Here is a 25,994-nt window from a genome sequence, read left to right on the forward strand (position 1 = left end):
GGCCATTCATGATGCCGCCCGAGATGGGCAAAAGCGGGAAAGAGGGGTCGCGGGATGTCCTGGCAGATCTGGGCGCTGGTCTCGGCCGTGTTCACCGCCATCACGGCCGTGCTGGCCCGGGCCGGCAGCGCCGGGGCGGAGTCGGACGCCGCCGCCTTCATGCGATCCGTGGTGATCCTGGCGGCGCTCGGGGCACTCTGCCTCGCCACCGGCCAGTGGCAGGCCCTGCGGGCGCTCACCGGGCGCAATCTCGGCCTACTTAGCCTGTCGGGGCTCGCCACCGCCGGCTCCTGGGCCTGCTACTTCCGCGCCCTCAAGGTCGGCGGGGCGGCGCAGGTCGCGACCCTCAACAAGCTGTCGATCGTGCTGGTGGCCGTGTTGGGCGCGACGCTGCTCGGCGAGCGGTTGTCGGGGGTGAACTGGCTCGGGGTCGGGCTGGTGGTGGTTGGCGCCTACCTGCTCACCTGGCGGGGGTGAGCCGTCGCGCCCGTCATCGGCCCGAGGCTCGCCACGCTCTCCTGACGATCCCGTCGAAGAAGCCGATCACGGCGCCTGCAGGCTCGTGGCGATCCCGAGGGTCAGGGCGGTGCTGCCCGACGGGCGGTAGAGGCTGTCGAACGCGGCCTTGTCGACCAGCGTCGCGGCGCCGGGCTGGCCCATCTCGCCGTAGAACCGGCGCATGTTGTCGGTGCCGCGCTGGTTGAGCGTGTTCGCCTCGACCCGGTTGCCCGGACGGTGCGCCGTGTGGAAGCCGAGGCCGGAGCGGCCCGACATCCCCTCGTACACGTCCTCGCCGTGGATGTAGTGGCGCCGCACGCCCCCGGCGAAGATCAGCGTGCAGGCGCTGTCGCACCGCGCCGCCTGCGCATCCACCGCCGTGACGAGGCCGGCGCGGCGGATCGCCCGGCCGATGGCGATGCCCTCCAGCACCTTGCCGCCGCCGCTGTTGAGGTAGACGACCCGCAGCGGACGGGCGTGCGGCCCGGCGAGGAAGCGGGCGAAGGCCTCGCCGTCGCCGGGCACGATCGCACCGGCGAGGGTGGCCTGATCGCCGCTCTCCGAGAGGCTCATCGCCCGGGACGGGCCGACGCCCGCGATCGAGACGGCCGCCACGCATGCCAGGATCCGCCACCGCATCGCCGTTCCTCCGAGCGCTTCCCCGCCGGCATCATGACGCAGCGTGAGGCGGAGGGCCAGTGGTCTCGTAGTCTGTTCGACTTGCCCATATCTCGTCAGATCTTGTCGACGTGTTGACTGTGTCTTTATTTCTCTCTCTCGTCTCTTGTCCGTATCCGCTCACGGCCAGACCTTGATCGAGACCGGCCGCCGCACGAGGTCGCGCTCCGAGGTGACCTCGCAGCCCTTGGTCTTGAGCGTGACGTAGAACAGCGTCGCCGTGTCACCCACCGTGTCGAAGTTGCGGCCGGGGGCGGCGGGATCGATCAGCGAGGGGTAGCTGACGAGCTCGCCGCCGGACGTGCACGGATCGTCGTAGAGGGTGGATCCGGCGATCAGCAGGCGCGGCGCGTCCCAGGCGAGGAGATCGCGCGACGTGCTCCAGTAGATCCCGGAGCGGGGGAAGACGCCGCCGGCGGCGGCCTGGAACACGGCGATCCAGGCGCCGGTGCCGCGGTGGCGGCTCACCGAGCCGACCGGGGCCGGGAACGGCGCCACCGGGGCGCAGGGGCCCGTCGCCTTGGCGCCCTTCAGGTACGGGTTGGGGAAGCGGGCGGTGAACGCCTTGCCGTCGAAGGCACGCCAGCGGGCGGGATCGGCCACGTCGTCGCTGCGGAACAGGCAGACGCCGAAGGGCTGGCCGGTCCAGCCGGTGGTGGACGCATAGAAGTAGCGGAAGCGGCCGTCGGAAAAGATGTTCGACGGGTTGAAGAAGCCGCGGTGGCGGCCCTGCTCGACCTCCTGGCGGAAGGGGGCCGCCGCCACCACCGTCGGCGGCGTGGTGCGGCTGAAGCTGTGCCCGCCATCGCTCGAGCGGGCGGCGAGCACCGCGTTGTACCAGCAGGCCAAGGTCCCCGTGGTGCGGCAGCGTTTGTGCTCGTCGGCGTGGTACTCCTCGTGCAGCAGCGCCTCGACCCGCCTGCCGTCCTCGGTCCAGGTGGCGGTGATCCAGGTGCGGTCGTCGAAGGCCTCGGGCTCCGGCTTGAAGGCGGAATCGAGCACCACCGTGCAGTCCAGCTTCAAGGCGTCGAAGTCGCGGCCGCGCAAGGCGCGATTGCGATAATGCATCCCGAACAGCACGATCCCGCCCTCGGCCTCGCGGAACGCCCGGGCGGGGGCGTCCGGCACGTCGTGCCCGTCGCAGGCGTCGCGCTTGGGCGTGAAGACGAGGCGGGGCGCGCCGACAAGGGTCAGGGCCGAGAGGGGAGGCTCGGCGGCGGCAGGCTTCAGCGTGACCGCGACGCAGAGACACGCGAGGAGGAGGCGGAGGAGCATGCGGCGACCCTGGACTTCGCTTTCGAGCCTGCCCAAGAGTGCTTGAGGCTTGCTTTCGGTCTTCGCCGAGTCCGGCCGTTCTCGTGAGGGTTTTCCCCCGATGCTCCTCCTGATCGCCGGCCTCGTGCTGTTCCTCGGCACCCACGCCTTCACGATGGCGCGCAGCCCCCGCGCCGCCCTGATCGCCCGGGTGGGGGAGGGCCCCTACAAGATCGGCTACTCGGTCCTGGCGCTCGCCGGCCTCGTGCTGCTGGGCTACGGCTACGGCCAGTACCGGGCGCACGGCATGATCGAGGTGTGGTCGCCCCCGGTCTGGACCCGGCACCTCGCCCTGCTGCTGGTGCTCTTCGCCTTCATCAGCTTCGTCGCCGCCTACCTGCCGGGGCGGATCAAGACGAAGGCGAAGCACCCGATGCTGCTCGGCGTGAAGATCTGGGCCACCGCGCATCTTCTCGCCAACGGCGATCTCGGCTCGATGATCCTGTTCGGGACGATCCTGGCCTGGGCGGTGATGGCGCGGATCAGTGCCAAGCGTCGCGACAAGATTGAGCGCCGGGACGAGGTGAAGCCGCATGGCGGTCCCGTCGTCGCGCAGGCGGGCTGGCGCAACGACGCGCTCGCAGTGGTGATCGGCATTGCCGCCTGGTTCGTCTTCGCGCGGGTGCTGCACCCCTGGCTCATCGGCGTCGCGGTGTGGCCGGGCCAGGCCTGAGCAATTCCCGACCGGGCCTGACTTCCCGCCGGGACTGTGCTACGCGACCGGCCCTGTCGCACGGTCGCGGCGAAGAGCCCACCGGTTCCTCAGGTGGCGGCGAGCCATAGAAGATCATGAGCGAGAACGAGTTCATCCGCGAGGTCAACGACGAGTACCGGCGCGACCGCCTGACCCAGATCTGGTCGCGCTACAGCGGCGTGTTCATCGGTCTCGCGGTGCTGGTGGTGCTGGGCGTCGGCGGCTGGCGCTACTGGCAGCACGCGCAAGGACAGCAGGCGGAGGCCGCGAGCCAGCGCTTCGAGGAGGCGCTTCGCCGCGCCAAGGACGGCACGCCGGAGGATGCCGAGAAGGCCTTCGCGGGCGTCGCCGCCGAGGCGCCGTTCGGCTACCGCCTGCTGGCGCGCCTGCGCGCCGCGGCCGAGGCCGGCAAGGCCGATCCGGCGGCCGGCGCCAAGGCCTATGCGGCGATCGCCGACGACACCTCGGTCGGCCAGTCCCTGCGCGACCTCGCCCGCCTGCGCGGGGCGCTGCTCCTCGTCGACAAGGACGATGCGACCGCGCTCAACACGCTCCAGAGCCTCGCCGCGCCGGCGAACGCCTTCCGCCACACCGCCCGCGAGATGCTGGGCCTCGTGGCGCTCAAGAAGGGCGACTTCGAGGGGGCCGGCCGCTGGTTCGACCAGATCGCCGCCGACCGCGAGACCCCGGCGGGCCTGCGCCAGCGGCTCGAGATCTATGTCGGCCTGGTGGCCGGCGGTCCCGTGCAGGTGACCGCAGCGGCAGCCCCGGCCCCGGCGGCGCCCCCGCCGCCGGTCGTCACCGACGCGCCCGCTCCCGCCCAAGAGGCACCCGCCCAAGAGGCACCCGCCCAAGAGGCACCTGCCCAAGAGGCCCCCGCCCAAGAGGCCCCTGCACCCGCGGCGACGCGCTAAAAACCCCATAGCGCGGGGCGTTTGCGTCCCGCATCATCATCTCGACAGGGCGGCGCGCCTCGCGGCGTGCCCGCCCGCTGCTATTTTTTAGGAAGACCTCCATGTCGATGCCCATCGTCGCGATCGTCGGGCGTCCCAACGTCGGCAAGTCGACGCTGTTCAACCGTCTGGTGGGCCGCAAGCTCGCCCTCGTCGACGACCGGCCGGGCGTGACCCGCGACCGGCGCGAGGGCGAGGTGCGCCTCGGCCACCTGCGCTTCCGCATCCTCGACACCGCGGGGCTCGAGGAGGCCGAGGCCGATTCGCTCGCCGGCCGGATGCGCGCCCAGACCGAGGCCGCCATCGCCGAGGCCGACGCGGTCCTGTTCGTGATCGATGCCCGCGCGGGTCTCCTGCCCGCCGACCAGCCCTTCGCCGAACTGGTCCGCCGGGCCGACAAGCCCGTCATCCTGCTCGCCAACAAGGCCGAGGGCGGGGCCGGCATGGCCGGCGCCTACGAGGCCTTCGCGCTCGGCCTCGGTGATCCCGTCCCGCTCTCGGCCGAGCACGGCGAGGGCATGGGCGACCTCCTCGACGCGCTGGAAGCCGTGCTGCCGGAGCAGGACGACGACGATGACGAGGAAGGGGGCGAGGGCAAGCCGCTTAAGGTCGCGATCGTCGGCCGCCCGAATGCCGGCAAGTCGACGCTGATCAACCGGATGCTCGGCGAGGACCGGCTGCTCGTCGGCCCCGAGGCCGGCATCACCCGCGATTCGATCTCGCTCGACTGGGAGTGGCGCGGCCGGCGGATCAAGCTGCACGACACCGCCGGCATGCGCCGCCGCGCCCGGATCGACGACAAGCTGGAGAAGCTCGCGGTCTCGGACGGGTTGCGCGCCGTGCGCTTCGCCGAGGTCGTGGTGGTGCTCCTCGACGCCACGATCCCGTTCGAGAAGCAGGACCTGACCATCGTCGATCTCGTCGAGTCGGAGGGGCGCGCCCTCGTGATGGGTCTCAACAAGTGGGACCTCGTCGCCGACCAGCCGGGCCTCCTGAAGGACCTCAAGGAGAAGGCGACCCGCCTGCTGCCGCAGGTGCGCGGTGCCCCGGTGGTGCCGCTCTCGGGGCTGGCCGGCGAGGGCATCGACCGGCTGATGCACGCGGTCACCTCCACCGCCGAGGTGTGGAACCGCCGGATCTCGACCGCCAAGATCAACCAGTGGCTGAGCGAGGCGACGCAGGCCAATCCGCCCCCGGCCGTGTCCGGCCGGCGGGTCAAGATCCGCTACGCCACCCAGGTGAAGTCGCGCCCGCCGCACTTCGCCTTGTTCGGCAACCAGCTCGACGCGCTGCCGAAATCCTACACCCGCTACCTCGTCAACAGCCTGCGCGAGGCCTTCGAGCTGCCGGGCGTGCCGATCCGCCTGTCGCTCCGGACCTCGAAGAACCCGTTCGACAAGAGCGAGTAGGGCGCGCGGGTCAGCGCGGTCTCTGGTCGGCGGGGAGGTTGCGGGCGTAGGCCTCGCGCTCCTCCTTCTCGCGGATCAGCTTCTCGTAGGCCGCCTTGGCCTCCGGCGACACCGTGAGGGTGCGCGCCTGCGCGGCCTTGCGCTTGGGCGCGCGCTTGAACCGGTCGGTGGAATCGCTCATCGCCTGAAGACCCCCGTCTTGACTGGTTGCCGACGGATCTACCGCGTTCCGTCCGCCTTGGCGACCGCCAATGACCGGGCGGCAGGCCGATTTTCGCAGGCACGGGAGAGCTTTGCCGGCTGGGGCTTGGGATGGGGCGCTCTCTCCTCTCCCCGCCCGCACGGGGCTGTCCGGTCTTCCCCGGATTGCCGGGCCGCCCGCGGATGAGAGGATGGCACCCGCGCCTCTTCTTTGTCTCGAGCGGATATCCGCGGCCCATCGGTCGCGAGAGCGCCTCCGCTCGCGGAGGCCCCGCCCGGCGGACCGGTATCCTGCCGCCTGCACCATTTTTCCTAAAGTAGAATTATCGTACACGAGTCGTATGATCTGACGAATAATCGGGAAATTATTGCACGACGGATTGCGATGATCAGCGTCAAGGCGATATGACATAGCAATATTATGTTAAACCGACGACGACTACCTGGCGTCATCATTGTCCGATGGGACGGTGCGGCCGTGCGGGCCCGGGCCTCCCCATGCCGGAGATCGCCCATGCGCGCCTTCAACGATCTCAAGCTCATCGCCAAGCTGGCCCTGCCGGCGGGGCTGGTCCTCATCGTGGCCCTCGGGCTGGTCGGGCTCGCCCGGGACGGGCTCGACGCCATGGGGCGGACCACGCGCGAGATCGTCGACATCCGCACCAGCCGGGCGGTGGCGGCCCTGCGGGTGGCGAATGCCGTCGAGGAAGCGGCGATCGCCCAGAAGAGCGTCATCATCGAGGGCGACGACGCGGTGCGCCAGGCCCTCGCCAAGCAGCACGGGGCGGCGGAGGCGCTGGCCGGCGCGGAGGCCGAGCGGCTCGTCGCCCTCGCCGAGGGGGACGACGAGCGCCGGCAGGACGAGGCGGCCCGCGCCGGCATCGCCGACTACCTCGCCTTCTCGGCCAAGGTGGTGGCGAACGCCCAGCAGGGCATGACCGACGTCGCCTTCGCGCTCTCGACCCAGGAGGATGCCGGGCGGCGCGCCAAGGCGACCGCCGCCATCGATGCGCGGGTGCAGCGCACGCTCGCCGCGCTGGCGGCGGCCCGGGACGCGGCGGAGGCTGCCGCCGCCGCGACCAAGACGCGCCTGACGCTGCTGGCCGGGCTCGGCCTCGTCCTCGCCTTCTCGGCCCTCGCGGCCATCGCGGTCCTGGGCATCGCCCGGCCGCTCGCCCGGATGGCGCGGGCGATGAACGCGCTGGCGGCGGGCGACCTCGCGGTCGCGGTGGAGGGCACGGGGCGGCGGGACGAGATCGGCGCGCTCGCCCGGGCGCTTCAGGTCTTCAAGGATTCCGCCGGCGAGATGCGGCGCCTGACCGAGCGGGAGAGCGAGCGCAACGCGGCGGCCGCCCGGCGCGCCGCCCTGGTCGACGGCCTCGCGCAGGATTTCGAGGCCAAGGTCGGGGACCTCTCCCGCGACCTCGCCGGGGCCGCCGACACCATGGAGGCCGCCGCCCGGGCGATGGCGGCGGGAGCCGAGGCCGGGGCCGGGCGCACCGACGCGGCGGCCGGCGTGGCGCAGCGGACCTCCGGCCACGTCCAGGCCGTCGCGGCGGCGAGCGGGCAGATGACGGCCGCGATCCAGGAGATCGTGCAGCAGGTCGCCCGGACCTCGCGCATGGCCGGGCAGGCGGTGGAGGATGCCCGCCGCACCGACGCCACGGTGGGTGCGCTGGCGCAGGCCGCCGAGCGCATCGACCGGGTGGTCGCGGTCATCGCCGGCATCGCCGGCCAGACGAACCTCCTGGCGCTCAACGCCACCATCGAGGCGATCCAGGCCGCGACCCGGGCGGCCGTCGCCGACATCCAGCGCATCGGCCGGGTGATCGGCGAGATGTCGGCCTCCGCGGCGTCCGTCGCCGTCGCGATGGAGGAGCAGGGCGCGGCCACCCGGGAGATCGCCCGCAGCGTCGGCGAGGCGGCCGAAGGGACCGGCCACGTCACCGAGACCCTGGGCGCGCTGCGCCGGGAGGCCGGCGAAACCGGCGAGACCGCTGGCCAGGTCCTCGACGCCGCGCTCGTCCTCGCGCGCCACTCCGACGGCCTGACCCGCGAGGTCGGCGGGTTCCTGGCGGCGGTGAAGGCGGCGTGAGCCGGCGTTACCGGAGGATCGAAACCGAAACAGCTTGGCTGTGCGGGGGGCTGCTTTCGACCCGTTGCGGCCCCCGGGAAGGTCCGCTTCCAGGCCGTTGACGCGGCAGGGGTCAACGACTGCGTTGGGTGGTTTCCTGCCTGTCGGCTTTCGGCTCACTCTATGTGCGAGCCGACGTTCAGCAGTTGCAGGGCGACGCTGCATCAAGCACGATGCCTCGTCTGAAACAGGTTAGGTCGGTGCGGTTGGCCCGGCCCCCGCGCAAGCGGGTCCTTCCGTCGCTCCGTCGACGGCCCAAGACCTTAAATGCTCTGAGCGCTATTGCTCAAGCAAACGAGAGGGCTTGGCTATGCAGCAGCAGATTTCGGTGATCACGCTCGGCGTGTCGTCACTCAACCGATCCCGCGATTTCTATGTCGGAGGTTTCGGTTGGGCGCCGATCTTCGAGAACGAGGAGATCATCTTTTACCAGATGAACGGGTTCGTGCTCGGAACGTGGCTAAATCCCGGGCTGGATGGCGACATGCGGCGGGTGAGCGGACCAACCCCGAGCGCCTTCGCCCTTGCTCATAACGTCGAGAACCAAAGCGAAGTTGAGCCCACTATTCAACGGCTCATTGCGGCGGGTGGAAAGCTGCTGCGAGAAGCTGATGAGCCGCCACATAGTGGGTTCCGCGGATATCTGAGCGATCCTGATGGCCATGCCTGGGAGATAGCTTGGAACCCAGCATGGGTGATCGATGAGCGCGGACTAGTGACCTTTGGCGTCTGAGTAGCCGCTTTCGAGCAGCGCCGAGTGCGGCCCGAGCGTCCGACTTGGGTCGGACGCGAAACGTCCGCTCTTGGGCAGATGGGTAGGGTCCACTCCCCACCCTCAGTGGTCTTTCGCACGATCGAGCTGACTGGATTTTCGGCCCAAAGCCCCGATCGAAGGAGAGGTGCCTCCCGCTTCATCCGGCATCGTCGGCGGCTATGGATCCGGGGCTCCGTCGCGGCTCCGGGATGACCATGAATGGTGTGAAGCCCGCCGGACACCGCCGGCGGACTTCACAAGTGTCTCAGCCCTTCTTCTTCAGCTGGGCGCGCGCCGCCTCCAGCACCTTCTCCGGCGTGAAGCCAAACTTGGTCTGCAGATCCTTGATCGGCGCCGAGGAGCCGAAGGTGTGCATGCCCAGGATCGTGCCGGCGCTGCCGGTGTAGCGGTCCCAGCCGATCACCGAGCCCTGCTCGACCGCGACGCGGGCCGTCACCTCGGGCGGCAGCACGCTGTTGCGGTAGGCCTCGTCCTGCTGCTCGAACAGATCCCAGGACGGCATCGACACCACCCGGGCCTTCACGCCCTCGGCCTTGAGGGTCTCGTAGGCACCGAGGCAGAGCTGCACCTCGGAGCCGGTGCCGATCAGGATCACGTCGGGCTTCGCCTCGTCGGCCCCGGCGAGCACGTAGGCGCCCTTGGCGGTGCCCGAGGCCGGCGCATACTTCTCGCGGTCGACGGTCGGCAGCGGCTGGCGGCTGAGCGCCAGCACCGCCGGCTGGTGCTTGAGCTGCATGATGACGCGGTAGGCCTCCGCCACCTCGTTGGCGTCGGCCGGGCGGAAGGTGACGAGGCCGGGAATCGCGCGGAGCGCCAGCAGGTGCTCGACCGGCTGGTGGGTCGGCCCGTCCTCGCCCACCCCGATCGAATCGTGGGTGAAGACGTGGAAGACCGGCAGCTCCATCAGGGCGGCGAGCCGGATCGGCGGGCGCATGTAGTCGGAGAAGACCAGGAAGGTCGCCCCGTAGGCGCGCAGGCCGACCAGCCCTAAGCCGTTGACGATCGAGCCCATCGCGTGCTCGCGCACGCCGAAATGGATGTTGCGGCCGCCGGGCGTGAAGGGTCCGAGGGTGCCGGCCTCCGGGCTCTCGAGCTTGGTCTTATTCGACGGCGCGAGGTCGGCCGAGCCGCCGAGCAGCCACGGCACCCGGTTGGCGATGGCGTTGAGCACCTTGCCCGACGATTCGCGGGTGGCAAGGCCCTTGGCATCCGCCGGGAAGACCGGGATGTCGGCGTCCCAGTCCTCCGGCAGGCCGCCGGCGAGATAGGTGGCGAGGTCCTTGGCGAGGCCCGCATCCCCGGCCTTCACCTCCTCGACCAGCGCCAGCCACTCCTCGCGCAGGGCCTTGCCGCGGGCGCCTAGCCCCTTGCGGAAATTGTCGTAGACGCCGTCCGGCACCAGGAACTGCTCGTCCTCCGGCCAGCCATAGGCGCGCTTGGCGCCCTTGACCTCGTCGGGGCCGAGCGCGTCCGAATGGGCCTTCGGCGTGCCCTGCTTCGTCGGCGCGCCGTAGCCGATCACCGAGTTGACGATGATGAGCGTCGGACGGTCGCCCGATTGCAGGAAGGTCTCAATGGCGTGCGACACCGCCACGGTGTCGTTGGCGTCGGCGACGCGCAGCACCTGCCAGCCATAGGCCAGGAAGCGGGCGGCGACCTCCTCGCTGAAGGCGAGGTCGGTATGGCCCTCGATGGTGATGGTGTTGTTGTCGTAGATCCAGCACAGGTTCGACAGGCGCAGGTGCCCGGCGATCGAGGCGGCCTCGGCCGAGACGCCCTCCATCAGGTCGCCGTCGCTGCACATCGCGTAGACGTTGTAGTCGAAGAGCGGCCGGTCGCCGTAGGCCAGGCGCTCGCCGAGGAAGCGGCCGCCCATCGCCATGCCGACCGAGTTCGCCACGCCCTGGCCGAGCGGCCCGGTGGTGACCTCGACGCCGGTGGTGAAGTGGTATTCCGGATGGCCCGGGGTGCGGCTGTCGAGCTGGCGGAACTTCTTGAGGTCCTCAAGGCTCACGGCCGGGGCGTTGGCCCCGTCCTTCTCCGCCACCTCGGCGAGGTGGAGGAGGCTGTAGAGCAGCATCGAGGCGTGGCCGACCGAGAGCACGAAGCGGTCGCGGTTCGGCCAGTGCGGGTTCGCCGGGTCGTAGCGGAGATAGTGGTTCCACAGGGTGAAGGCGACGGGAGCCAGGCCCATCGGCGCGCCGGCATGGCCCGAATTGGCCTTCTGCACGGCATCGATCGTCAGCGTGCGGATCGTGTCGATGCTGCGCTGGTCGATCTCGCTGGTGCCGGCCTTCGGCTTGGTGTCGGCTGCGCTCATGTCAGGGCCTCGTCGGTCGAGAAAAGGGGCGGTGCTCCGCGATGGTTCTACGTCGCAGGGCTTTCGGCCGCCTGCGGGTGCATCACGGGCCGCTCGCCCGGATGGCCCGCCGCGTCCGGGTCTCCGCCGCGCTCCTTAGCGGGTCCGGTCGCCCGACTGAAGTTCAGAAGCGTGTTGACGAGCGCGACATGGCTGAACGCCTGCGGAAAATTGCCGACCTGGCGCTTGCGCACCGGGTCGTACTCCTCGGCGAGCAGCCCGACATCGTTGCAGAGCGCGAGCAGGCGCTCGATCAGGGCGCGAGCCTCGTCGCAGCGGCCGAGCCCGATCAGGTTGTCGGCGTACCAGAAGCTGCACGGCAGGAACGCGCCCTCGCCGGCGGGCAAGCCGTCGGTAGAACCGCCGTCGGTGGTCTGGCCGCTGGTGTCGTAGCGCAGGATGAAGCCCTCGTGCATCAGGTCGCGGCCGATCGCCTCGACGGTGCCGACGACGCGCGGGTCGTCCTGGGGCAGGAAGCCCATATGGGCGATGAGCAACAGGCTCGCGTCGAGGTCCTTCGCGCCGTAATACTGCACGAAGCTGTTGAGGTCCCGGTCGAAGCCCTTCTCGCAGACCTCGCGGTGGATCTCGTCGCGCACGCCGCGCCAGCGCGCGACCGCCTCGGCGTCGCCCGCCGTCGGCTCGTCGTCGGGGCGGGCCTGGGAGACCTGGTCCTCGTAGAACCGGATCGCCCGGTCGAAGGCGACCCAGGCCATCACCTTCGAGTGGACGAAGTGCTTGCGCCCGCCGCGCACCTCCCAGATGCCCTCGTCGGGCTCGCGCCAGACCCGCTCCAGGTGATCGAGGAGCGCACGGCCGACCCGGACGCCGGATTCGTCGGCCAGCATGCCGCGCTGATGGGCCTGGAACAGGGCGTCGAACAACTCGCCGTAGACGTCGAGCTGGAATTGCTGGGCCGCCGCGTTGCCGACCCGCACCGGCCGCGACCCCTCGTAGCCGGGCAGCCAGTCGAGCTCGATCTCGGGCAGCAGGCGCTCGCCGGCGATGCCGTAGAGGATGTGGGCCTGGGCCGGGCTGCCGGCCACCGCCCTGGTGAGCCAGTCGCGCCAGGCCCGGGCCTCGTCGATATAGCCCGCATCCATCAGGGCCAGCAGCGTGAAGGTGGAATCGCGCAGCCAGCAGAACCGGTAATCCCAGTTGCGCACGCCGCCGATCTGCTCGGGGAGCGAGGTGGTGGGGGCGGCCACGATGCCGCCGGTCGGCCGGTAGATCAGCGCCTTGAGCGTCAGGAGCGAGCGGGTCAGCACCGCGTCCCAGGGCGTGCCGCCGCGGCAGCGCTGGCACCAGGAGCGCCACCAGGCGGTGGTGCCGGCGAGCATCCGGCGCGGCTCGATCGGCGGCGGATCCTCCTCGTGCGAGAGGCCGTAGCTCAGCACGAAGGCCACGCTCTGCCCGGCCTCGACGGTGAAGTCCGACACCGTGGTCTGGCCGACGCCCTTGAGGGGGGCACGGGTGCGCAGCACCAGCTTGTTCGGCCCGGCGATGGCCCGCAGGTCGTCGTTCTCGCTGCGCGACACCCAGGGGACGGCGGAGCCGTAATCGAAGCGCACCACCAGGTCCATGCGCATCGCCACCCGGCCGCGCACGCCCTCGACGAGGCGCACGAGATGGGTGCCGTCCTCGACCGGCATGAAATCGACCACCCGCACCGCGCCCTCGGCAGTCTCGTGGGTGGTCTCGAGCACCAGCGTGTTCTCGCGGTAGCAGCGGGTGGTCGTCGCCTCGGCGGCGGGCGCGATGCGCCAGTGGCCGTGATCCGCGCGGGTGCCGAGCAGGGCCGCGAAACAGGCCGACGCGTCGAAGCGCGGCCAGCACAGCCAGTCGACGCTGCCGTCGCGCCCGATCAGCGCCGCGCTGCGCCCGTCGCCGACGAGCGCGTAATCCTCGATGAGCAACGCCATGATGCGTCCCGAACGAAAGCCGTGACGCCGTTAGCTAGAGCGGCCTTCCCTTCGGCCAACCCGGCCTTGCTCGACCGGAGCCCTCGCCGATCCGGGCTCAGCGTCGGCTGTCGATGAGGTCGATCATCGCGGCGCCCGCGTTGGTCACGCCGTCGCCGAGCGCCACCATGGTCTGCGTCACCATCCGGCCGGTCGGCGCGAAGGGCAGCCAAGGCGCCGAGCGCTCCGGCTCCGCCCCGCTGCTCGCCGTGCGGGTCGCCGGCTCCGGACTTGCCGCATTGGCCTTGCGGGGCTTGAGGTCGTCGGGCCGGGGCGGCGGGCGCAAGTCTGCGAGCGCCGGCACCGCCAACGCCGGCATCACCTTGGAGCGATGCGCGGCCGTGCGGCGCGGGGCCTTGCCGTCGGGCTTGGTCTCGGGGGTCGGCAGCACCGGCGCGGCGACCTCGGCCGGCAGGCCGGCGATCAGCGGGAATTGCTGCTCGAACTCGAGCGGGTAGGGCGCGCGCGCGCGTCCGTCCCCCTCCGTGCCGATGCGGAAGAGGTCGCTTCCCGGCGGCAGCGGCTGCATCGCGGCGACGTGGCCCTCGGGCGCCCGCGGCGGCGCCTCGCGCCAGTACAGCGAGCCGGCCGCGAGGCAGATCGCGATGCAGGCGGTGGGCAGGAGCGGCAGGTAGCCCCGCGATGCGCCGGGCAGGCTTCCGATCGCGCTCGCCTCCGCCGGCTTGCGCATCCGCCCGTTCTGCCGCATCCGAACCTCCCCGCCGATCGATGCCGGAGTGAAGCGCGGCTTTCGGGCCGAAGCGGGGCCGTTTCTTTGCGGTTTCGTGTCGAGGGGCGGAATGCCGGGCGGGGGCGTGGCGCCGATACTCCCCACAATCGGGCCCTCCCGCCTGCGCTCTCCCTGGGGTAAGGGCAACCGGGCCGGGCGGCACCGCCGCCCGCGAAGGCCCAACATTTGCGTGATCCGACGCCGCCATGCCCGACCGCGCAACACCGTCTCCGGCCTCCTCCGCCCCCTCCCCGGGCGAGAGCCTCACCATCGCCGTCGTCGACCCGAGCCGCGCCCGGGCCGCGATCCTGGAAGAGGGCCTGCGCGCCGTCGAGGGCGCCCGGGTCGTGGTCATCCCCGACACCGCCGACCTCCTCGACCGGCTCTCCGCCGTCTCGCCGGACGTGGTGGTGATCCACCTCGAGAGCCCGAGCCGCGACGTATTGGAGCAGATGTTCGGGGTCTCGCGCCTGGTCGAGCGGCCGGTGGCGATGTTCGTCGACCGCACCGACACGCCGATGATGCAGGCGGCGGTCGATGCCGGCATCTCGGCCTATATCGTCGACGGTCTGCGGGCCGAGCGGATCAAGCCCATCATCGAGATCGCGATCCTGCGCTTCAACGCCTTCGCGCGGCTGCAGCGGGAGCTCAGCGAGGCGAAGGGCGAGCTGGCCGACCGCAAGCTGATCGAGCGCGCCAAGGGCATCCTGATGAGCGCCAAGGGGCTGACCGAGGACGAGGCCTACAAGCAGCTCCGGCGCAAGGCCATGAACGAGAAGCGCAAGATCGTCGACATCGCCCGCGCGATCGTCACCGCCGCGGACCTGCTCGGATGAGGCTGCAGCTCGGCTACGTTCCGCTCACCGACGCCGCGGTGCTGATCGCCGCGGTGGAGCGCGGCTTCACCGACGAGGAGGGGCTCGCCGTCGACCTGGTGGCGGAACCCTCCTGGGCGACCTTACGCGACCGCCTGGCGCTCGGCCTCCTCGACGGCGCCCACATGCTGGCGCCGCTGGCGCTCGCCTGCCATTTAGGCTTGAGCGGGCCGCAGGCGCGCCTGATCGCGCCGGCGGCGCTCGCCCGCAACGGCAACGCCGTGACCCTGTCGCTGCCGCTCTGGCAGGCACTCGCTGCCGCATCCGACGCCGTGGCGGATGTGGCGCGCGCGCTCGCCCGGGTGGCCGAGGCCCGCGCCGCCGGGGGGCGCCCGCTGACGCTCGCCACCGTCCATCCCTATTCCAGCCACACCTATCAGTGGCGGCGCCTGCTGGCGCTCGGCGGCAGCTCGCTCGCTTCGGTCCGCCTCGTCGTGGTCCCGCCGCCCCGCACCGTCGCGGCGTTGCAAGGCGGCGCGATCGACGGCTTCTGCGTCGGCGCCCCCTGGAGCAGCGTCGCCGTCGAGGCCGGGGTCGGCCGCATCGCGGCCCTGGGCAGCGCGATCGCGCCGGGCTGCCCGGAGAAGGTCCTGGCGCTTCCCGCCGAGATGGAGGACCGTGCCGCCCCGCTCCTGCGCGCCCTGAAGCGCAGCGCCCGCTGGTGCGGCGATCCGGACAACCGCGAGGCTTTGGCCGGCCTGCTCGGCGCCCCGCGCCATCTCGGGATCGATCCGGCGCTGATCGTGCGGGGCCTGGCCGGGGCGTTGCGCCTCGCGCCGGGCGGGCCGATGGTCGAGGCCTCGGACTATCTCGTGCTCGGCGAGCCGGAACTCACCCCCGATCCTCGCGCCCTCGGCTGGATGATCGACGAGATGGCGGCGGCGGGGCAGATCGAGGGCGGGGCGGTGCCGGCGGAGGCGGTGGGTCTGTACAGGCCGGACCTGCTGGCGCCGGCGTGAGAACCGTGTTTGGTGCAATCCAACGGAATTGACACCCTCCTGGTCATTCCGGGGCCGCGCTGCGGAACCCGGAACCCGGAACCGCTGAGTTGTAAGAACGAAGCGCGACGCCGTCCGCATTGTCCGGAAACTCCGGCGTATCTGGATTCCAGGCTCCGTTGCGCGGCCCCGGAACGACGCAGTGAGCTTGAAGACTGTCGCGCGGATCAAACAGGCTCCCAGGACCACATCCATGGGCCCGCCGGCCATGGAGCCGGCTGCGATCTTCTGGCCGAAGGAGTCACGGGGCAGGCTCGCGCGTATCACAGGCCGCATGAGCGGACAGGAGCGCTTCCATCGTTCGTTCGCGGAAGCGTCGCATCGGAGCCGTGTTTCCCTCCGCGCGCATCCGCACGGCGGCGCCCTCGTAAGCGTCGATGATGGCGTCGGCGAGCGCGACGGTATCGGTCGCGGGCGCCAACTCGCCGGCGGCCTTCGCCGTGTCGAGGAGGTCCGCCAGATGGGACCGCCAGTTCGCGAAGGCCGCCTTGAGCCGTGAGCGAAGCGCCTCGCTGTGCGGCGCGCTAGTCTGCGCCAGCACGCCGTAGAGGCATCCTGCCGTCTCGCCGGCCCCCTCCATCTCGGCCTCCAGAGCCTCGAAGTAGCCCCGCATCCGCTGCAGCGGTGAGCCGTCCGCCGCGAAGCAGGCGAGCCGGAAAGCCTCGTATCGTGCCGCATAGGCGTCGACGATCTCCAGCGCGTAGGCCTCCTTGCTCGGGAAGAAGTTGTAGAAGGACCCTTTCGGAACGCCCGCGCCGGACAGGATGGGCTGGATGCCGATCCCCTCGTAGCCGCGGGCCAGGAAGGCCTTGAGGCCTTCCGCGATGAGGATCTCGCGCGTGTCTCGTCGTGCCATGGCGCAAAAATTAGACTGGTCGTCTCAAAGCGTCAACGTTATGAGTAGACCGGTCGTCTCAAGCGATGGCGCGCCAGGGGAGATGCGGGCATGGATGATCGACGCCGAGACGGGCTCGTCCTCGTGACGGCCGCTGCATTCCTCTGGAGCCTCGCCGGGCTGTTCGTGCGCCTGATCGATCTGCCGGTCTGGGACCTGATCCTGTGGCGCTCCGCGTTCGCCGGCCTCGCCCTCCTGGCGATCGCGATCCTCCGTCCCGCCCGGGGCATGAGGTTCGGGTGGACCGGTCTCGGCGCGTCGGTGCTGGCCGCCGTCACGATGGCCGCCTACGCTGCGTCGCTCACCCTGACGAGCGTGGCCAACGTCCTGGTCGTCTACGCGACGCTCCCCTTCGCCGCCGCAGGGCTGGCTTGGTGGCTGCTGGGCGAACGCGCATCGCGGCGGATGCTGATCGCGAGTGCGGCGTCCCTGATCGGGGTCCTGATGGTCGCCGGTCGGTCGGCGCGTCTCGACGACGCGGCAGGGAACGGGTTCGCCGTCCTGATGACCGTCGCCTTTGCCGGGCTGCTGATCGTGGCGCGCCGCTTCGAGCGGGTCGACCTCGTCCGGGTCAATGCCGTCGCCGCGCTTCTGTGCGTGCTCGTGGCCCTGCCCCTGTCCTCGGGTGCCGTGCCGGGCACGACCGCCCTGGCCCTTCTCGCCGCCCTGGGCATCCTGACGACGGCCTTGTCCTTCCTCCTGTTCCTGATGGGCAGCCGTCATATCCCCTCCACGGAAGCGGCGCTGATCGGACTTCTCGACGTCGTGCTCGGCCCGCTCTGGGTCTGGATCGTCGTATCCGAAGATCCCGGCCCCGGCGCGCTGCTGGGAGGCGCGATCGTTCTGGCCGCCGTGGTCTGGTACCTGACGCCGCAGCTCGGACGGGGCGCGACGGGAGGGCCACCCGGACAGGCGAAGCCGCGTTCGGGCGACGCGGTCGCGTCGGCGCGGCCTTCTCGGGAGCCAGGTTCTCGGGAGCCAGGTTCTCGGGAGCCAAGTCCTCACGAGCCAAGTCCTCACGAGCCATGTCGAGAGGCGGCATCCCGATCGTGAAGGAACCATCGGTGGCTGCAAGGAACGCAGGGCAACCCTCGCCCAGGCCGACCGATCGGAGATCGATCAAGGGGGAGCAACGTTTCCGGTCACGGCACGGCTGCCCATTTCCCCGCCCGTCCAGCCTATCATTTGTGCATCGCACTCGCCGGCCGAGCTGATGCCGCCGCCTGCCCGGCCAAGCTGCGAACGATACCAGTTTCAAGCACTTGATTGGCCCGCGAGGCAGTTGGCACGGAACCTGCTCATCCTGTCCCGTCCGTCAGCGCCGACGGGCACCGACCGTCAGCAGAGCCGCTGACCCGAGTTCCCCTGTGGGCCCGCAACCGCGCGGCCGGCGGAAGACCTTGGGCAGCGGTTTTTTGCGTTCGGGACCGGATCGCGCGCCCAACGCGGCGCAGGGCTTTGAGGGTGAGTGATCGATGAGCAGCGTTGAGCACACCACGCGTCGCGGCCTCCTCAAGGGGGCGGCCGGCGCCCTGTCGCTGGCGGCGGCCTCCCGCGTGGCCCTGCCCGGCGGCGCCTTCGCGCAGGGAGCCGGACCCGAGGTGAAGGGCGCCAAGCTCGGCTTCATCGCGCTCACCGACGCCGCCCCCCTCTTCGCCGCCAAGGAGAAGGGCATCTTCGCCAAGCATGGGATGCCGGACGTCGAGGTCCTGAAGCAGGTCTCCTGGGGCACCACCCGCGACAACCTGGTGCTGGGCTCCGAGGGCAACGGCATCGACGGCGCCCACATCCTGACCCCGATGCCCTACCTGATCAGTGCCGGCCGGGTGACGCAGAACAACGTTCCCGTCCCGATGTACATCCTGGCCCGGCTCAACCTCGCCGGCCAGTGCATCTCGGTCGCCAAGGAGCATATGGGCGACAAGGTCGCCCTCGATACCAAGCCCTTCAAGGCGGCGCTCGAGCGCAAGAAGGCGTCCGGCAAGTCGGTGAAGGCCGCGATGACCTTCCCGGGCGGCACCCACGACCTCTGGATCCGCTACTGGCTCGCCGCCGGCGGCATCGACCCCGACAAGGACATCGAGACCATCGTCGTGCCGCCGGCCCAGATGGTGGCGAACATGAAGGTCGGCACGATGGACTGCTTCTGCGTCTGCGAGCCGTGGAACGAGCAGCTGATCACGCAGGGCATCGGCTACACTGCGCTCACGACCGGCGAATTGTGGAAGGACCACCCGGAGAAGGCGCTCGGCATGCGCGCGTCCTGGGTCGACAAGCACCCGAATGCCGCGAAAGCCCTGCTCGCTGCCGTGATGGAGGCGCAACAATGGTGCGACAAGCCGGAGAACCGTGACGAGCTCGCCGGCATCGTCGCCAAGCGCCAGTGGATCAACGTCCCGGCGAGCGACGTGGTCAAGCGGATGAAGGGCGAGTTCGATTACGGCGACGGCCGCAAGGTGTCGAACAGCCCGCACATCATGAAGTACTGGGCCGACAACGCTTCGTACCCGTACAAGTCGCACGACCTCTGGTTCCTTACCGAGGACATCCGCTGGGGCAAGTTCGATCCCCAGACCGACACCAAGGCGCTGATCGACAAGGTCAACCGCGAGGACATCTGGCGCGAGGTGGCCAAGGGCATGGGCGTGACCGCCCCGGCCTCGACCTCGCGCGGCCAGGAGACCTTCTTCGACGGCAAGATCTTCGATCCGGCGGACCCGTCCGCCTACCTCAACAGCCTCGGCATCAAGAAGGTGGCGTGATGGCTCTCGGAACCACTCTCGGGCGCGTCGTCGCCGCCAGGCGGGAGGGAGCGCGGGCTCCCCTCGTCACCCGCGCCGCCCTCAAAGGCCTGGCGCTCCGGATCGTGCCGCCGCTCGTCGTGCTGGCGGTCTTCCTGCTCGTCTGGGAAGTCCTGTGCGGGCGCCCCGGCGCCGGCCTGCCGCCGCCCTCGCGCGTCGTGACCGATGCCTGGGACATCATCGTCCACCCGTTCTACGACAATGGCGGCACCGACAAGGGATTGTTCTGGCACATCACCGCCAGCCTCCAGCGCGTGGCCCTCGGCTTCACCCTGGCGGTGGTGGCCGGCGTGCTGCTGGGCACCCTCGTCGGCCAGTCCGAATGGGCGATGCGCGGGCTCGACCCGATCTTCCAGGTCTTGCGCACCATCCCGCCGCTCGCCTGGCTGCCGCTCTCCCTCGCCGCCTTCCGGGACGGCCAGCCCTCGGCGATCTTCGTGATCTTCATCACGTCGATCTGGCCGATCATCATCAATACCGCGGTCGGTATCCGCAACATCCCGCAGGATTACCGCAACGTCGCCGCAGTGCTCCGCCTCAACGCCTTCGAGTTCTTCGCCAAGGTGATGCTGCCCTCGGCGGCGCCGTATATCTTCACCGGTCTTCGCATCGGCGTCGGCCTGTCCTGGCTCGCCATCGTGGCCGCCGAGATGCTGATCGGCGGCGTCGGCATCGGCTTCTTCATCTGGGACGCCTGGAACTCCTCGCATATCAGCGAGATCATCGTGGCCCTGGTCTATGTCGGGATGATCGGCTTCGTGCTCGACCGCCTCGTCGCCGGCCTCGGCCACCTCGTCACCCGCGGCACCGCCACGGCCTGAGGGAGGCCCCCCATGACCACTCTCACTTCGACCCATCTCAGCCTCGAGCAGATCGGCATCAGCTTCACCCGGTCGGGGCGCACCACGGAAGTGCTGCGCGACGTGAACCTGAAGATCGACAAGGGCGAGTTCGTCTCGCTGATCGGCCATTCCGGTTGCGGCAAGTCGACCGTGCTCAACATCGTGGCGGGTCTTCTGAAGGCCTCCACCGGCGGCGTCCTCCTCGACGGCAAGGAGGTGAACAGTCCCGGCCCCGAGCGGGCGGTGGTGTTCCAGAACCACTCGCTCCTGCCCTGGCTCACGGTGCGCGAGAACGTGGCGCTCGCCGTCGACAAGGTGCTCAAGGCCAGGAAGAGCCGGGCCGAAAGACGCGACTGGATCGAGCACAACCTGGCGCTGGTCAACATGACCCACGCCGCCGAGAAGCGCCCGCACGAGATCTCCGGCGGCATGAAGCAGCGCGTCGGCATCGCCCGGGCGCTCGCCATGGAGCCGAAGGTGCTGCTGATGGACGAGCCCTTCGGTGCGCTCGACGCCCTGACCCGGGCGCATCTCCAGGACCAGCTGATGGAGATCCACCTGCGGCTGAAGAACACCGTCATCATGATCACCCACGACGTCGACGAGGCGGTGCTCCTCTCCGACCGGATCGTCATGATGACGAACGGACCCTCGGCGACGATCGGCGAGGTCCTGACGGTGCCGCTCGCCCGGCCGCGCAAGCGCCTGGAGCTCGTCGAGGACCCGACCTACACCCATGCCCGGGCCGAGGTGCTGGAATTCCTCTACGCCCGCCACGCCAAACCCGCGATCGCGGCCTGATCCCATGTCCGAGCGCCTCGTCGTCATCGGCAATGGCATGGCCTCGCTCCGCTTCCTGGAGCGCCTGCTCGATGCCGCCCCCGGCCGCTACGCCGTCACCTGCATCGGCGCCGAGCCGGTGGCGGCCTATAACCGGGTGCTCCTGTCGTCGCTGCTCGGCGGCGAGGTCGACGAGGCGGCCTGCACCTTCCGCGGGCTCGACTGGTACGCCGAGCACGGCATCACCCTCGTCACCGGCGCGCCGGCGACCGCGATCGACACCGCCGAGCGGGTGGTGCAGGTCGGCGAGGGGCTGGTGCTGCCCTACGACAAGCTGGTCCTGGCGGTCGGCTCGGTGCCGATCCGGCTGCCGAAGCCCGGGATGGATCTTCCGGGCGTCATCACCTTCCGGGACCTCGCCGACGTGGCGGCGATCCGCCGGGCGGCGGTGGCCGGCGCCCGGGCCATCGTGATCGGCGGCGGGCTGCTGGGGCTCGAGGCGGCGGTGGGGCTGGCGCGGCTCGGGGTCGACACCACGCTCCTCCACGTCATGGACCGGCTGATGGAGCGCCAGCTCGATCACGCCGCCGCCAGCCTGGTGCGCGAGGCGATGGAGGCCCGCGGCGTCCGGGTGCTGCTCAAGGCCGACACCGCGTGGGTCGAGGGCGACGGCCGGGTCGAGCGCCTGATCCTGTCCGACGGCACGGTGCTGCCGGCCGATCTCGTGGTGATGTCGGTCGGCGTGCGCCCCTCGACGGCGCTCGCCGCCAGCGCCGGCCTCGCGGTCGGCCGCGGCATCCGGGTCGACGATACGATGGCGACCTCGGTGCCGGGCATCTACGCCCTCGGCGAATGCGCCGAGCATAGGGGCCAGACCTACGGCCTCGTCGAGCCGGCCTACGAGCAGGCCGAGGTGCTGGCCCGCCATCTCTGCGGGATCGAGGCGGCTTACGCCGGCACCTCGCTCGCGACCAGCCTCAAGGTGTCGGGCCTGCCGGTCTTCTCCGCCGGTGCGGTCGACGTGCCCGAGGGCGCGCAAGCCGTGACCTGGAGCGATCCGGCCGCCGGCCTCTACCGCAAGCTCGTGATCGACGGCGACCAGCTGATCGGCGCGGTCTTCGTCGGCGACGTCGCCGAGCAGGGCTGGTGCAAGACCCTGATCCGCACCGGCGACACCATCACGTCCGACGACCGGGACGACCTGATGTTCGGGCGCCCCACTCCCCAACCCCTCGCAGCGTGAAGGAGCCCGCAATGGCCGACGACTTCGACGCCGAGCAGAAGCGCTACCTCGAAGGCTTCTCCCACGGCATCGCCGCCCTCCGCATGACCGGCGGCCTCGCCGGCGGCGGAACTGCGCCTGCGCCCGCCGCGGAGCCGACCGGGCCGGACGCGATCCACATCAAGGCGCAGGACCGCATCGTGAAGAACGGCGGCAAGCTCGCCGACCAGGAGAAGTGGAAGCGGGCCGAGAACCCCTTCGACGGCCACAACCGGCTGATCGCCGAGGCCGAGACCGGCAAGGCCCCGAAGCCCGAGGACAATTTTCGCTGGCGCTATCACGGGTTGTTCTGGGTCGCGCCGGCCCAGAACTCCTACATGTGCCGCCTGCGGATCCCGAACGGCATCCTGCATCACTGGCAATTCGCCGGCATCGCCGATCTCGCCGACGCCCATGGCGGCGGCTACAGCCACGTCACGACGCGGGCGAACCTCCAGGTGCGGGAGATCAGCCCCGAGCACGGCCAGCCCTTCCTCGACGGGCTGATCGATCTCGGCCTCACCGCCCGGGGCGCGGGCGCCGACAACATCCGCAACGTCACCGGCTCGCCGACGGCGGGCATCGACGCCCAGGAACTCCTCGACACGCGCCCCCTGGCGAAATCCTGGCACAACCACATCCTCAACGACCGCTCGCTCTTCGGCCTGCCGCGCAAGTTCAACGTCGCCTTCGACGGCGGCGGCGTGCTGCCGGTGCTGGAGGAGACCAACGATATCGGCTTCCAGGCGATCGAGGTTCTGGAGGGCGCCGCGGTCGAGCCGGGCATCTGGATGCGGCTCGTCCTCGGCGGCATCACCGGCCACCGCGACATCGCCCGCGACACCGGCGTAGTCCTGAGGCCCCGCGAGTGCAACGCCGTCGCCGATGCGATCCTGCGGGTCTTCATCGAGAACGGCGACCGCACCAACCGCAACAAGGCGCGGATGAAATACGTCCTCGACGCCTGGGGCTATGACAAGTACCTCGCCGCCGTCGAGGAGAAGCTTGGCCGCAAGCTGGAGCGGGTCGATCCCGCCCATGTGAAGCCCCGCGGCGGCTTCGACCGCTACGCCCATGTCGGCGTGCATGCCCAGGTTCAGCCGGGCCTCAACTGGATCGGCGTGGTGCTGCCCGTCGGCAAGATGACCACCGACCAGATGCGGGCGCTCGCCACGATCGCGCAGGAGTGCGGCGACGGCCAGATCCGCCTGACCGTGTGGCAGAATTTTCTCTTTTCCGGCGTGCCCGACGACAAGGTGGCGGAGGTCGAAGCCCGCGTGGCGGCCCTCGGGCTCTCCACCAAGGCGTCGAGCATCCGCGCCGGCCTCGTCGCCTGCACGGGCAACCGCGGCTGCAAGTTCGCCGCCGCCGACACCAAGGGCCACGCGCTCCTCATCGCCGACCACGTCGAGGCCGCGGTGCCGGGTCTCGACGTGCCGGTCAACGTCCACCTCACCGGCTGCCACCATTCCTGCGCCCAGCACTATATCGGCGATATCGGGCTCATCGGCGCCAAGGTGACGGTGAGCGAGGAGGGCGACACCGTCGAGGGCTACGACATCGTGGTCGGCGGCGGGTTCGGCGAGGCGGCCAAGATCGGCACCGAGATCTGGAAGGCCGTGAAGGCCGAGGACTGCCCCAGCCGGGTCGAGGCCCTGCTCACCGACTACCTCCGACACCGCACCGGCCCGCAGGAGAGCTTCCAGGCCTATACCGCCCGCCGCGGGCCGGAGGCGCTGAAGGGCCTCGCCGACGCCCGGCTGCTGGAGGCGGCCGAGTAAGGCACCCTTCTCCTCTCCCCGCGGGCGGGGAGAGGGCTGCGTCCCCGTTCAGGGGATGCAGCGAGCTGCGAACCGCAGGTTCGCCGCGAGGGTGAGGGGGACGTGCCGAATGTGGCTCCTCCGGAAGCACCCCCTCACCCTCGGCTGACGCCTCGCCGCGCCGACGACAAGGTCGTCGCGGCCCTCTCCCCGCCCGCGGGGAGAGGAGAAGCCAGCGCTTTACCGACCGATGTCGACTGCCACTCTTCTCCGGTAACCCCCGATGACCCAGCACGTCGCTCCCCCGCTCGTCCTGATCCCCGAATCCGCCCCCTTCAACGCCGACCAGCGCGCCTGGCTGTCGGGCTACTTCGCCGCCCTGCTCGGGCCGGCGGTCGAGGGCGCGACGGCGCTTCCGGCCGGCGCGGCGCCCGGCGGGCCGGCTTTGGCCGACAACGACGACGCCCCTTGGCACGACCCGGCGATGGGGCTCGACGACCGCATGGCGCTCGCCAAGGACCGCTCCGAGCCGCAGAAGCTGATGGCCGCCATGGCCCAGCAGGATTGCGGCCAGTGCGGCTACAACTGCGCCGACTATGCCAACGCCCTCTTCCTCAAGAAGGAGGAGCGCCTGAACCTGTGCCAGCCGGGCGGCAAGGACACGCTCCGGATGCTGAAGAAGCTGGAGGCGGAGTTCGGCACCGCGGCGCCGGCCGGTGCCGCCGCCGCGGCCTCCGACGACGCCCCGAAGGCAGACGCCCCGGTCGGCCCCTACGGCCTGTGCCGCGAGAACCCGGCCGAGGCGGTGTTCCTGTCACGCCGCCGCCTCAACGCGCCGGGCGGCGAGAAGGAGACCTGGCACGTCGAGATCGATTTGGCCGGCACCGGCATCGACTACGTCGTCGGCGATTCCCTCGGCCTCTTCCCCGCCAATGCCCCGGCCCTGGCGGATGCGGTCATCGCCGAGCTCGGCGCCCGGCCGGAGCGGATCATCGCCACCAAGCTCGGCGAGAAGACCCTGCGCGACCACCTGCTCACCAACTATTCCCTCGGCGGTGCCCCCGACGGCCTGTTCCAGCTCCTCTCGCTCCTCACCTCGGGCGCACAGCGCAGGAAGGCCCAGGCGCTGAGCGCCGGCGAGGATCCGGACGGCGACGCCGCCTATCTCGACGTGCTCGGGGCGCTGCACAAATTCCCGGGTGCCCGTCCCGACGCCGAGGTCTTCCTCGAAGCCCTCGACGAATTGCAGCCGCGGCTCTACTCGATCTCGTCCTCGCCCAAGGCCGATCCGGGCCGGGTCTCGCTCACCGTCGATGCGGTGCGCTACAGCCACCGCTCGCGCCTGCGCCTGGGCGTCGCCTCGACCCATCTCGGCGAGCGCCTGGCCGAGACCGCCAAGGTCAAGGTCTACCTCCAGAAGGCCCACGGCTTCGGCCTGCCTTCGACGCCCGAGACCCCGGTCATCATGGTCGGTCCGGGCACCGGCATCGCGCCGTTCCGCGCCTTCCTGCGCGAGCGCGCCGCCACCGCGGCGCCGGGCAAGAACTGGCTGTTCTACGGCCATCAGCGCCAGGCCTCGGACTTCTTCTACCGCGACGAGCTCAACGGCCTGAAGGACCAGGGCGTGCTGACCCGCCTGTCGCTCGCCTGGTCGCGCGACGGGGCCGAGAAGACCTACGTCCAGGACCGGATGCGCGAGAACGGCCGCGAATTGTGGCGCTGGCTGGAGGAGGGCGCCCACTTCTACGTCTGCGGCGATGCCAAGCGCATGGCCAAGGACGTCGAGCGAGCGATCATCGACGTTGCGGCGAGCCATGGCGGCAAGAACCCGGACGAGGCGGTGGCGTATCTCGCGGCGCTGAAGAAGGCGAACCGGTACCAGGCTGACGTGTATTGAGGGCGGCAGAGAGTCCGGCTCCCTCGACGTCTTTGCCACCCTCCGCGTCATCCCGGGGCCGCGAAGCGGAGCCCGGGATCCAGAGCCGCGGATCGTTCAGGACAGAGCGGAACGCGATCCGCCTTGCCGTCAAAGACCTAAGCGTCTGGATTCCGGGCTCCGCTTTCGCGGCCCCGGAA

The 25,994-nt window shown here is 70.5% G+C and carries 21 protein-coding genes and 1 pseudogene; 15 read left to right on the plus strand and 7 right to left on the minus strand.

Annotation, left to right across the window (positions count from 1 at the left end; genetic code table 11):
* Positions 1–54: 54 nt before the first annotated feature.
* Positions 55–477 (plus strand): EamA family transporter, encoded by a 423-nt coding sequence (locus AC3AOF_RS28980; protein WP_488347206.1) that lies wholly within the window; start codon positions 55–57, stop codon positions 475–477.
* 66 nt (positions 478–543) lie between these two features.
* Here the strand turns inward: AC3AOF_RS28980 and AC3AOF_RS28985 are convergent, their stop codons facing one another.
* Positions 544–1,137 (minus strand): COG3904 family protein, encoded by a 594-nt coding sequence (locus AC3AOF_RS28985; RefSeq protein WP_488347207.1) that lies wholly within the window; start codon positions 1,135–1,137, stop codon positions 544–546.
* 159 nt (positions 1,138–1,296) lie between these two features.
* Complete coding sequence (locus AC3AOF_RS28990) at positions 1,297–2,451, minus strand: hypothetical protein (protein ID WP_488347208.1); 1,155 nt, start codon at positions 2,449–2,451, stop codon at positions 1,297–1,299.
* Between the two features lie 100 nt (positions 2,452–2,551).
* Here AC3AOF_RS28990 and AC3AOF_RS28995 point away from each other — a divergent pair, with 100 nt between their 5' ends.
* The 3 genes and pseudogenes from AC3AOF_RS28995 (at position 2,552) to der (ending at position 5,546) form a co-directional block, all read left to right on the plus strand.
* Positions 2,552–3,163 (plus strand): NnrU family protein, encoded by a 612-nt coding sequence (locus AC3AOF_RS28995; RefSeq protein WP_488347209.1) that lies wholly within the window; start codon positions 2,552–2,554, stop codon positions 3,161–3,163.
* Positions 3,164–3,276: 113 nt separating this feature from the next.
* Positions 3,277–3,987, plus strand: a pseudogene (locus AC3AOF_RS29000) (tetratricopeptide repeat protein); the annotation flags it as partial.
* Positions 3,988–4,199: 212 nt separating this feature from the next.
* The gene (der, locus tag AC3AOF_RS29005; RefSeq protein ID WP_236987600.1) at positions 4,200–5,546 is read left to right on the plus strand and encodes a ribosome biogenesis GTPase Der; all 1,347 of its coding nucleotides are present in this window, start codon (positions 4,200–4,202) and stop codon (positions 5,544–5,546) included.
* 10 nt (positions 5,547–5,556) lie between these two features.
* On the opposite strand, the gene AC3AOF_RS29010 is transcribed toward der, so the two are convergent.
* The gene (locus tag AC3AOF_RS29010) at positions 5,557–5,727 is read right to left on the minus strand and encodes a hypothetical protein (protein ID WP_488347210.1); all 171 of its coding nucleotides are present in this window, start codon (positions 5,725–5,727) and stop codon (positions 5,557–5,559) included.
* Positions 5,728–6,261: 534 nt separating this feature from the next.
* Between AC3AOF_RS29010 and AC3AOF_RS29015 the strand changes: the two genes are divergently transcribed.
* Both AC3AOF_RS29015 and AC3AOF_RS29020 read left to right on the plus strand, forming a co-directional pair.
* Positions 6,262–7,842 carry a methyl-accepting chemotaxis protein gene (locus tag AC3AOF_RS29015; RefSeq protein WP_236987599.1) on the plus strand — a complete coding sequence of 527 codons (1,581 nt, stop codon included), beginning with the start codon at positions 6,262–6,264 and terminating at the stop codon, positions 7,840–7,842.
* Positions 7,843–8,191: 349 nt separating this feature from the next.
* On the plus strand, positions 8,192–8,614 hold the full coding sequence (locus AC3AOF_RS29020; RefSeq protein ID WP_236987598.1) for a VOC family protein: 423 nt from the start codon (positions 8,192–8,194) through the stop codon (positions 8,612–8,614).
* 286 nt (positions 8,615–8,900) lie between these two features.
* Here the strand turns inward: AC3AOF_RS29020 and tkt are convergent, their stop codons facing one another.
* The 3 genes from tkt to AC3AOF_RS29035 all read right to left on the minus strand — a co-directional run bounded on the left by tkt (position 8,901) and on the right by AC3AOF_RS29035 (position 13,685).
* Positions 8,901–10,976: a transketolase gene (gene tkt, locus AC3AOF_RS29025; protein WP_488347211.1), complete on the minus strand. Its 2,076-nt coding sequence runs from the start codon at positions 10,974–10,976 to the stop codon at positions 8,901–8,903.
* A gap of 47 nt (positions 10,977–11,023) precedes the next feature.
* The gene (locus tag AC3AOF_RS29030; protein WP_488347212.1) at positions 11,024–12,937 is read right to left on the minus strand and encodes a glycoside hydrolase family 15 protein; all 1,914 of its coding nucleotides are present in this window, start codon (positions 12,935–12,937) and stop codon (positions 11,024–11,026) included.
* Between the two features lie 97 nt (positions 12,938–13,034).
* Complete coding sequence (locus AC3AOF_RS29035) at positions 13,035–13,685, minus strand: hypothetical protein (RefSeq protein WP_488347213.1); 651 nt, start codon at positions 13,683–13,685, stop codon at positions 13,035–13,037.
* Positions 13,686–13,912: 227 nt separating this feature from the next.
* On the opposite strand from AC3AOF_RS29035, the gene AC3AOF_RS29040 reads away from it, so the two are divergent.
* Both AC3AOF_RS29040 and AC3AOF_RS29045 read left to right on the plus strand, forming a co-directional pair.
* Entirely contained in the window at positions 13,913–14,542 is a 630-nt protein-coding gene (locus tag AC3AOF_RS29040) for an ANTAR domain-containing response regulator (RefSeq protein WP_488347214.1), read from the plus strand.
* Complete coding sequence (locus AC3AOF_RS29045; protein ID WP_488347215.1) at positions 14,539–15,540, plus strand: CmpA/NrtA family ABC transporter substrate-binding protein; 1,002 nt, start codon at positions 14,539–14,541, stop codon at positions 15,538–15,540. Before AC3AOF_RS29040 ends, AC3AOF_RS29045 begins: the two co-directional genes overlap by 4 nt.
* Before the next feature lie 280 nt (positions 15,541–15,820).
* Here AC3AOF_RS29045 and AC3AOF_RS29050 read toward each other — a convergent pair whose 3' ends face one another.
* The gene (locus AC3AOF_RS29050) at positions 15,821–16,435 is read right to left on the minus strand and encodes a TetR family transcriptional regulator C-terminal domain-containing protein (RefSeq protein WP_236987592.1); all 615 of its coding nucleotides are present in this window, start codon (positions 16,433–16,435) and stop codon (positions 15,821–15,823) included.
* Between the two features lie 90 nt (positions 16,436–16,525).
* Here AC3AOF_RS29050 and AC3AOF_RS29055 point away from each other — a divergent pair, with 90 nt between their 5' ends.
* The 7 genes from AC3AOF_RS29055 to AC3AOF_RS29085 all read left to right on the plus strand — a co-directional run bounded on the left by AC3AOF_RS29055 (position 16,526) and on the right by AC3AOF_RS29085 (position 25,815).
* Positions 16,526–17,527 carry a DMT family transporter gene (locus tag AC3AOF_RS29055; RefSeq protein ID WP_488347216.1) on the plus strand — a complete coding sequence of 334 codons (1,002 nt, stop codon included), beginning with the start codon at positions 16,526–16,528 and terminating at the stop codon, positions 17,525–17,527.
* 422 nt (positions 17,528–17,949) lie between these two features.
* Positions 17,950–19,236, plus strand: coding sequence for a CmpA/NrtA family ABC transporter substrate-binding protein (locus tag AC3AOF_RS29060; RefSeq protein WP_488347217.1), 1,287 nt, complete (start codon positions 17,950–17,952; stop codon positions 19,234–19,236).
* Positions 19,236–20,096 carry a nitrate ABC transporter permease gene (gene ntrB, locus AC3AOF_RS29065; RefSeq protein ID WP_488347218.1) on the plus strand — a complete coding sequence of 287 codons (861 nt, stop codon included), beginning with the start codon at positions 19,236–19,238 and terminating at the stop codon, positions 20,094–20,096. Before AC3AOF_RS29060 ends, ntrB begins: the two co-directional genes overlap by 1 nt.
* 12 nt (positions 20,097–20,108) lie before the next feature.
* Positions 20,109–20,918, plus strand: a complete 810-nt coding sequence (locus AC3AOF_RS29070; RefSeq protein ID WP_488347219.1) for an ABC transporter ATP-binding protein — start codon at positions 20,109–20,111, stop codon at positions 20,916–20,918.
* A 4-nt stretch (positions 20,919–20,922) separates the two neighbouring features.
* Complete coding sequence (locus AC3AOF_RS29075) at positions 20,923–22,140, plus strand: NAD(P)/FAD-dependent oxidoreductase (protein ID WP_488347220.1); 1,218 nt, start codon at positions 20,923–20,925, stop codon at positions 22,138–22,140.
* Between the two features lie 11 nt (positions 22,141–22,151).
* Positions 22,152–23,939 (plus strand): NirA family protein, encoded by a 1,788-nt coding sequence (locus tag AC3AOF_RS29080; protein WP_488347221.1) that lies wholly within the window; start codon positions 22,152–22,154, stop codon positions 23,937–23,939.
* A 262-nt stretch (positions 23,940–24,201) separates the two neighbouring features.
* A complete protein-coding gene (locus tag AC3AOF_RS29085) occupies positions 24,202–25,815 on the plus strand; it encodes a sulfite reductase subunit alpha (protein WP_488347222.1) in 1,614 nt (537 codons plus the stop codon).
* Positions 25,816–25,994 lie beyond the last annotated feature (179 nt).

The organism is Methylobacterium sp. 142-1Y (genome assembly GCF_057747795.1).

Coding starts and splice junctions, on each gene's coding strand:
- AC3AOF_RS28980 (WP_488347206.1), top strand. CDS start 55: ATGTCCTGGCAGATCTGGGCGCTGGTCTCGGCCGTGTTCACCGCCATC.
- AC3AOF_RS28985 (WP_488347207.1), bottom strand. CDS start 1,137: ATGCGGTGGCGGATCCTGGCATGCGTGGCGGCCGTCTCGATCGCGGGC.
- AC3AOF_RS28990 (WP_488347208.1), bottom strand. CDS start 2,451: ATGCTCCTCCGCCTCCTCCTCGCGTGTCTCTGCGTCGCGGTCACGCTG.
- AC3AOF_RS28995 (WP_488347209.1), top strand. CDS start 2,552: ATGCTCCTCCTGATCGCCGGCCTCGTGCTGTTCCTCGGCACCCACGCC.
- der (WP_236987600.1), top strand. CDS start 4,200: ATGTCGATGCCCATCGTCGCGATCGTCGGGCGTCCCAACGTCGGCAAG.
- AC3AOF_RS29010 (WP_488347210.1), bottom strand. CDS start 5,727: ATGAGCGATTCCACCGACCGGTTCAAGCGCGCGCCCAAGCGCAAGGCC.
- AC3AOF_RS29015 (WP_236987599.1), top strand. CDS start 6,262: ATGCGCGCCTTCAACGATCTCAAGCTCATCGCCAAGCTGGCCCTGCCG.
- AC3AOF_RS29020 (WP_236987598.1), top strand. CDS start 8,192: ATGCAGCAGCAGATTTCGGTGATCACGCTCGGCGTGTCGTCACTCAAC.
- tkt (WP_488347211.1), bottom strand. CDS start 10,976: ATGAGCGCAGCCGACACCAAGCCGAAGGCCGGCACCAGCGAGATCGAC.
- AC3AOF_RS29030 (WP_488347212.1), bottom strand. CDS start 12,937: ATGGCGTTGCTCATCGAGGATTACGCGCTCGTCGGCGACGGGCGCAGC.
- AC3AOF_RS29035 (WP_488347213.1), bottom strand. CDS start 13,685: ATGCGGCAGAACGGGCGGATGCGCAAGCCGGCGGAGGCGAGCGCGATC.
- AC3AOF_RS29040 (WP_488347214.1), top strand. CDS start 13,913: ATGCCCGACCGCGCAACACCGTCTCCGGCCTCCTCCGCCCCCTCCCCG.
- AC3AOF_RS29045 (WP_488347215.1), top strand. CDS start 14,539: ATGAGGCTGCAGCTCGGCTACGTTCCGCTCACCGACGCCGCGGTGCTG.
- AC3AOF_RS29050 (WP_236987592.1), bottom strand. CDS start 16,435: ATGGCACGACGAGACACGCGCGAGATCCTCATCGCGGAAGGCCTCAAG.
- AC3AOF_RS29055 (WP_488347216.1), top strand. CDS start 16,526: ATGGATGATCGACGCCGAGACGGGCTCGTCCTCGTGACGGCCGCTGCA.
- AC3AOF_RS29060 (WP_488347217.1), top strand. CDS start 17,950: ATGAGCAGCGTTGAGCACACCACGCGTCGCGGCCTCCTCAAGGGGGCG.
- ntrB (WP_488347218.1), top strand. CDS start 19,236: ATGGCTCTCGGAACCACTCTCGGGCGCGTCGTCGCCGCCAGGCGGGAG.
- AC3AOF_RS29070 (WP_488347219.1), top strand. CDS start 20,109: ATGACCACTCTCACTTCGACCCATCTCAGCCTCGAGCAGATCGGCATC.
- AC3AOF_RS29075 (WP_488347220.1), top strand. CDS start 20,923: ATGTCCGAGCGCCTCGTCGTCATCGGCAATGGCATGGCCTCGCTCCGC.
- AC3AOF_RS29080 (WP_488347221.1), top strand. CDS start 22,152: ATGGCCGACGACTTCGACGCCGAGCAGAAGCGCTACCTCGAAGGCTTC.
- AC3AOF_RS29085 (WP_488347222.1), top strand. CDS start 24,202: ATGACCCAGCACGTCGCTCCCCCGCTCGTCCTGATCCCCGAATCCGCC.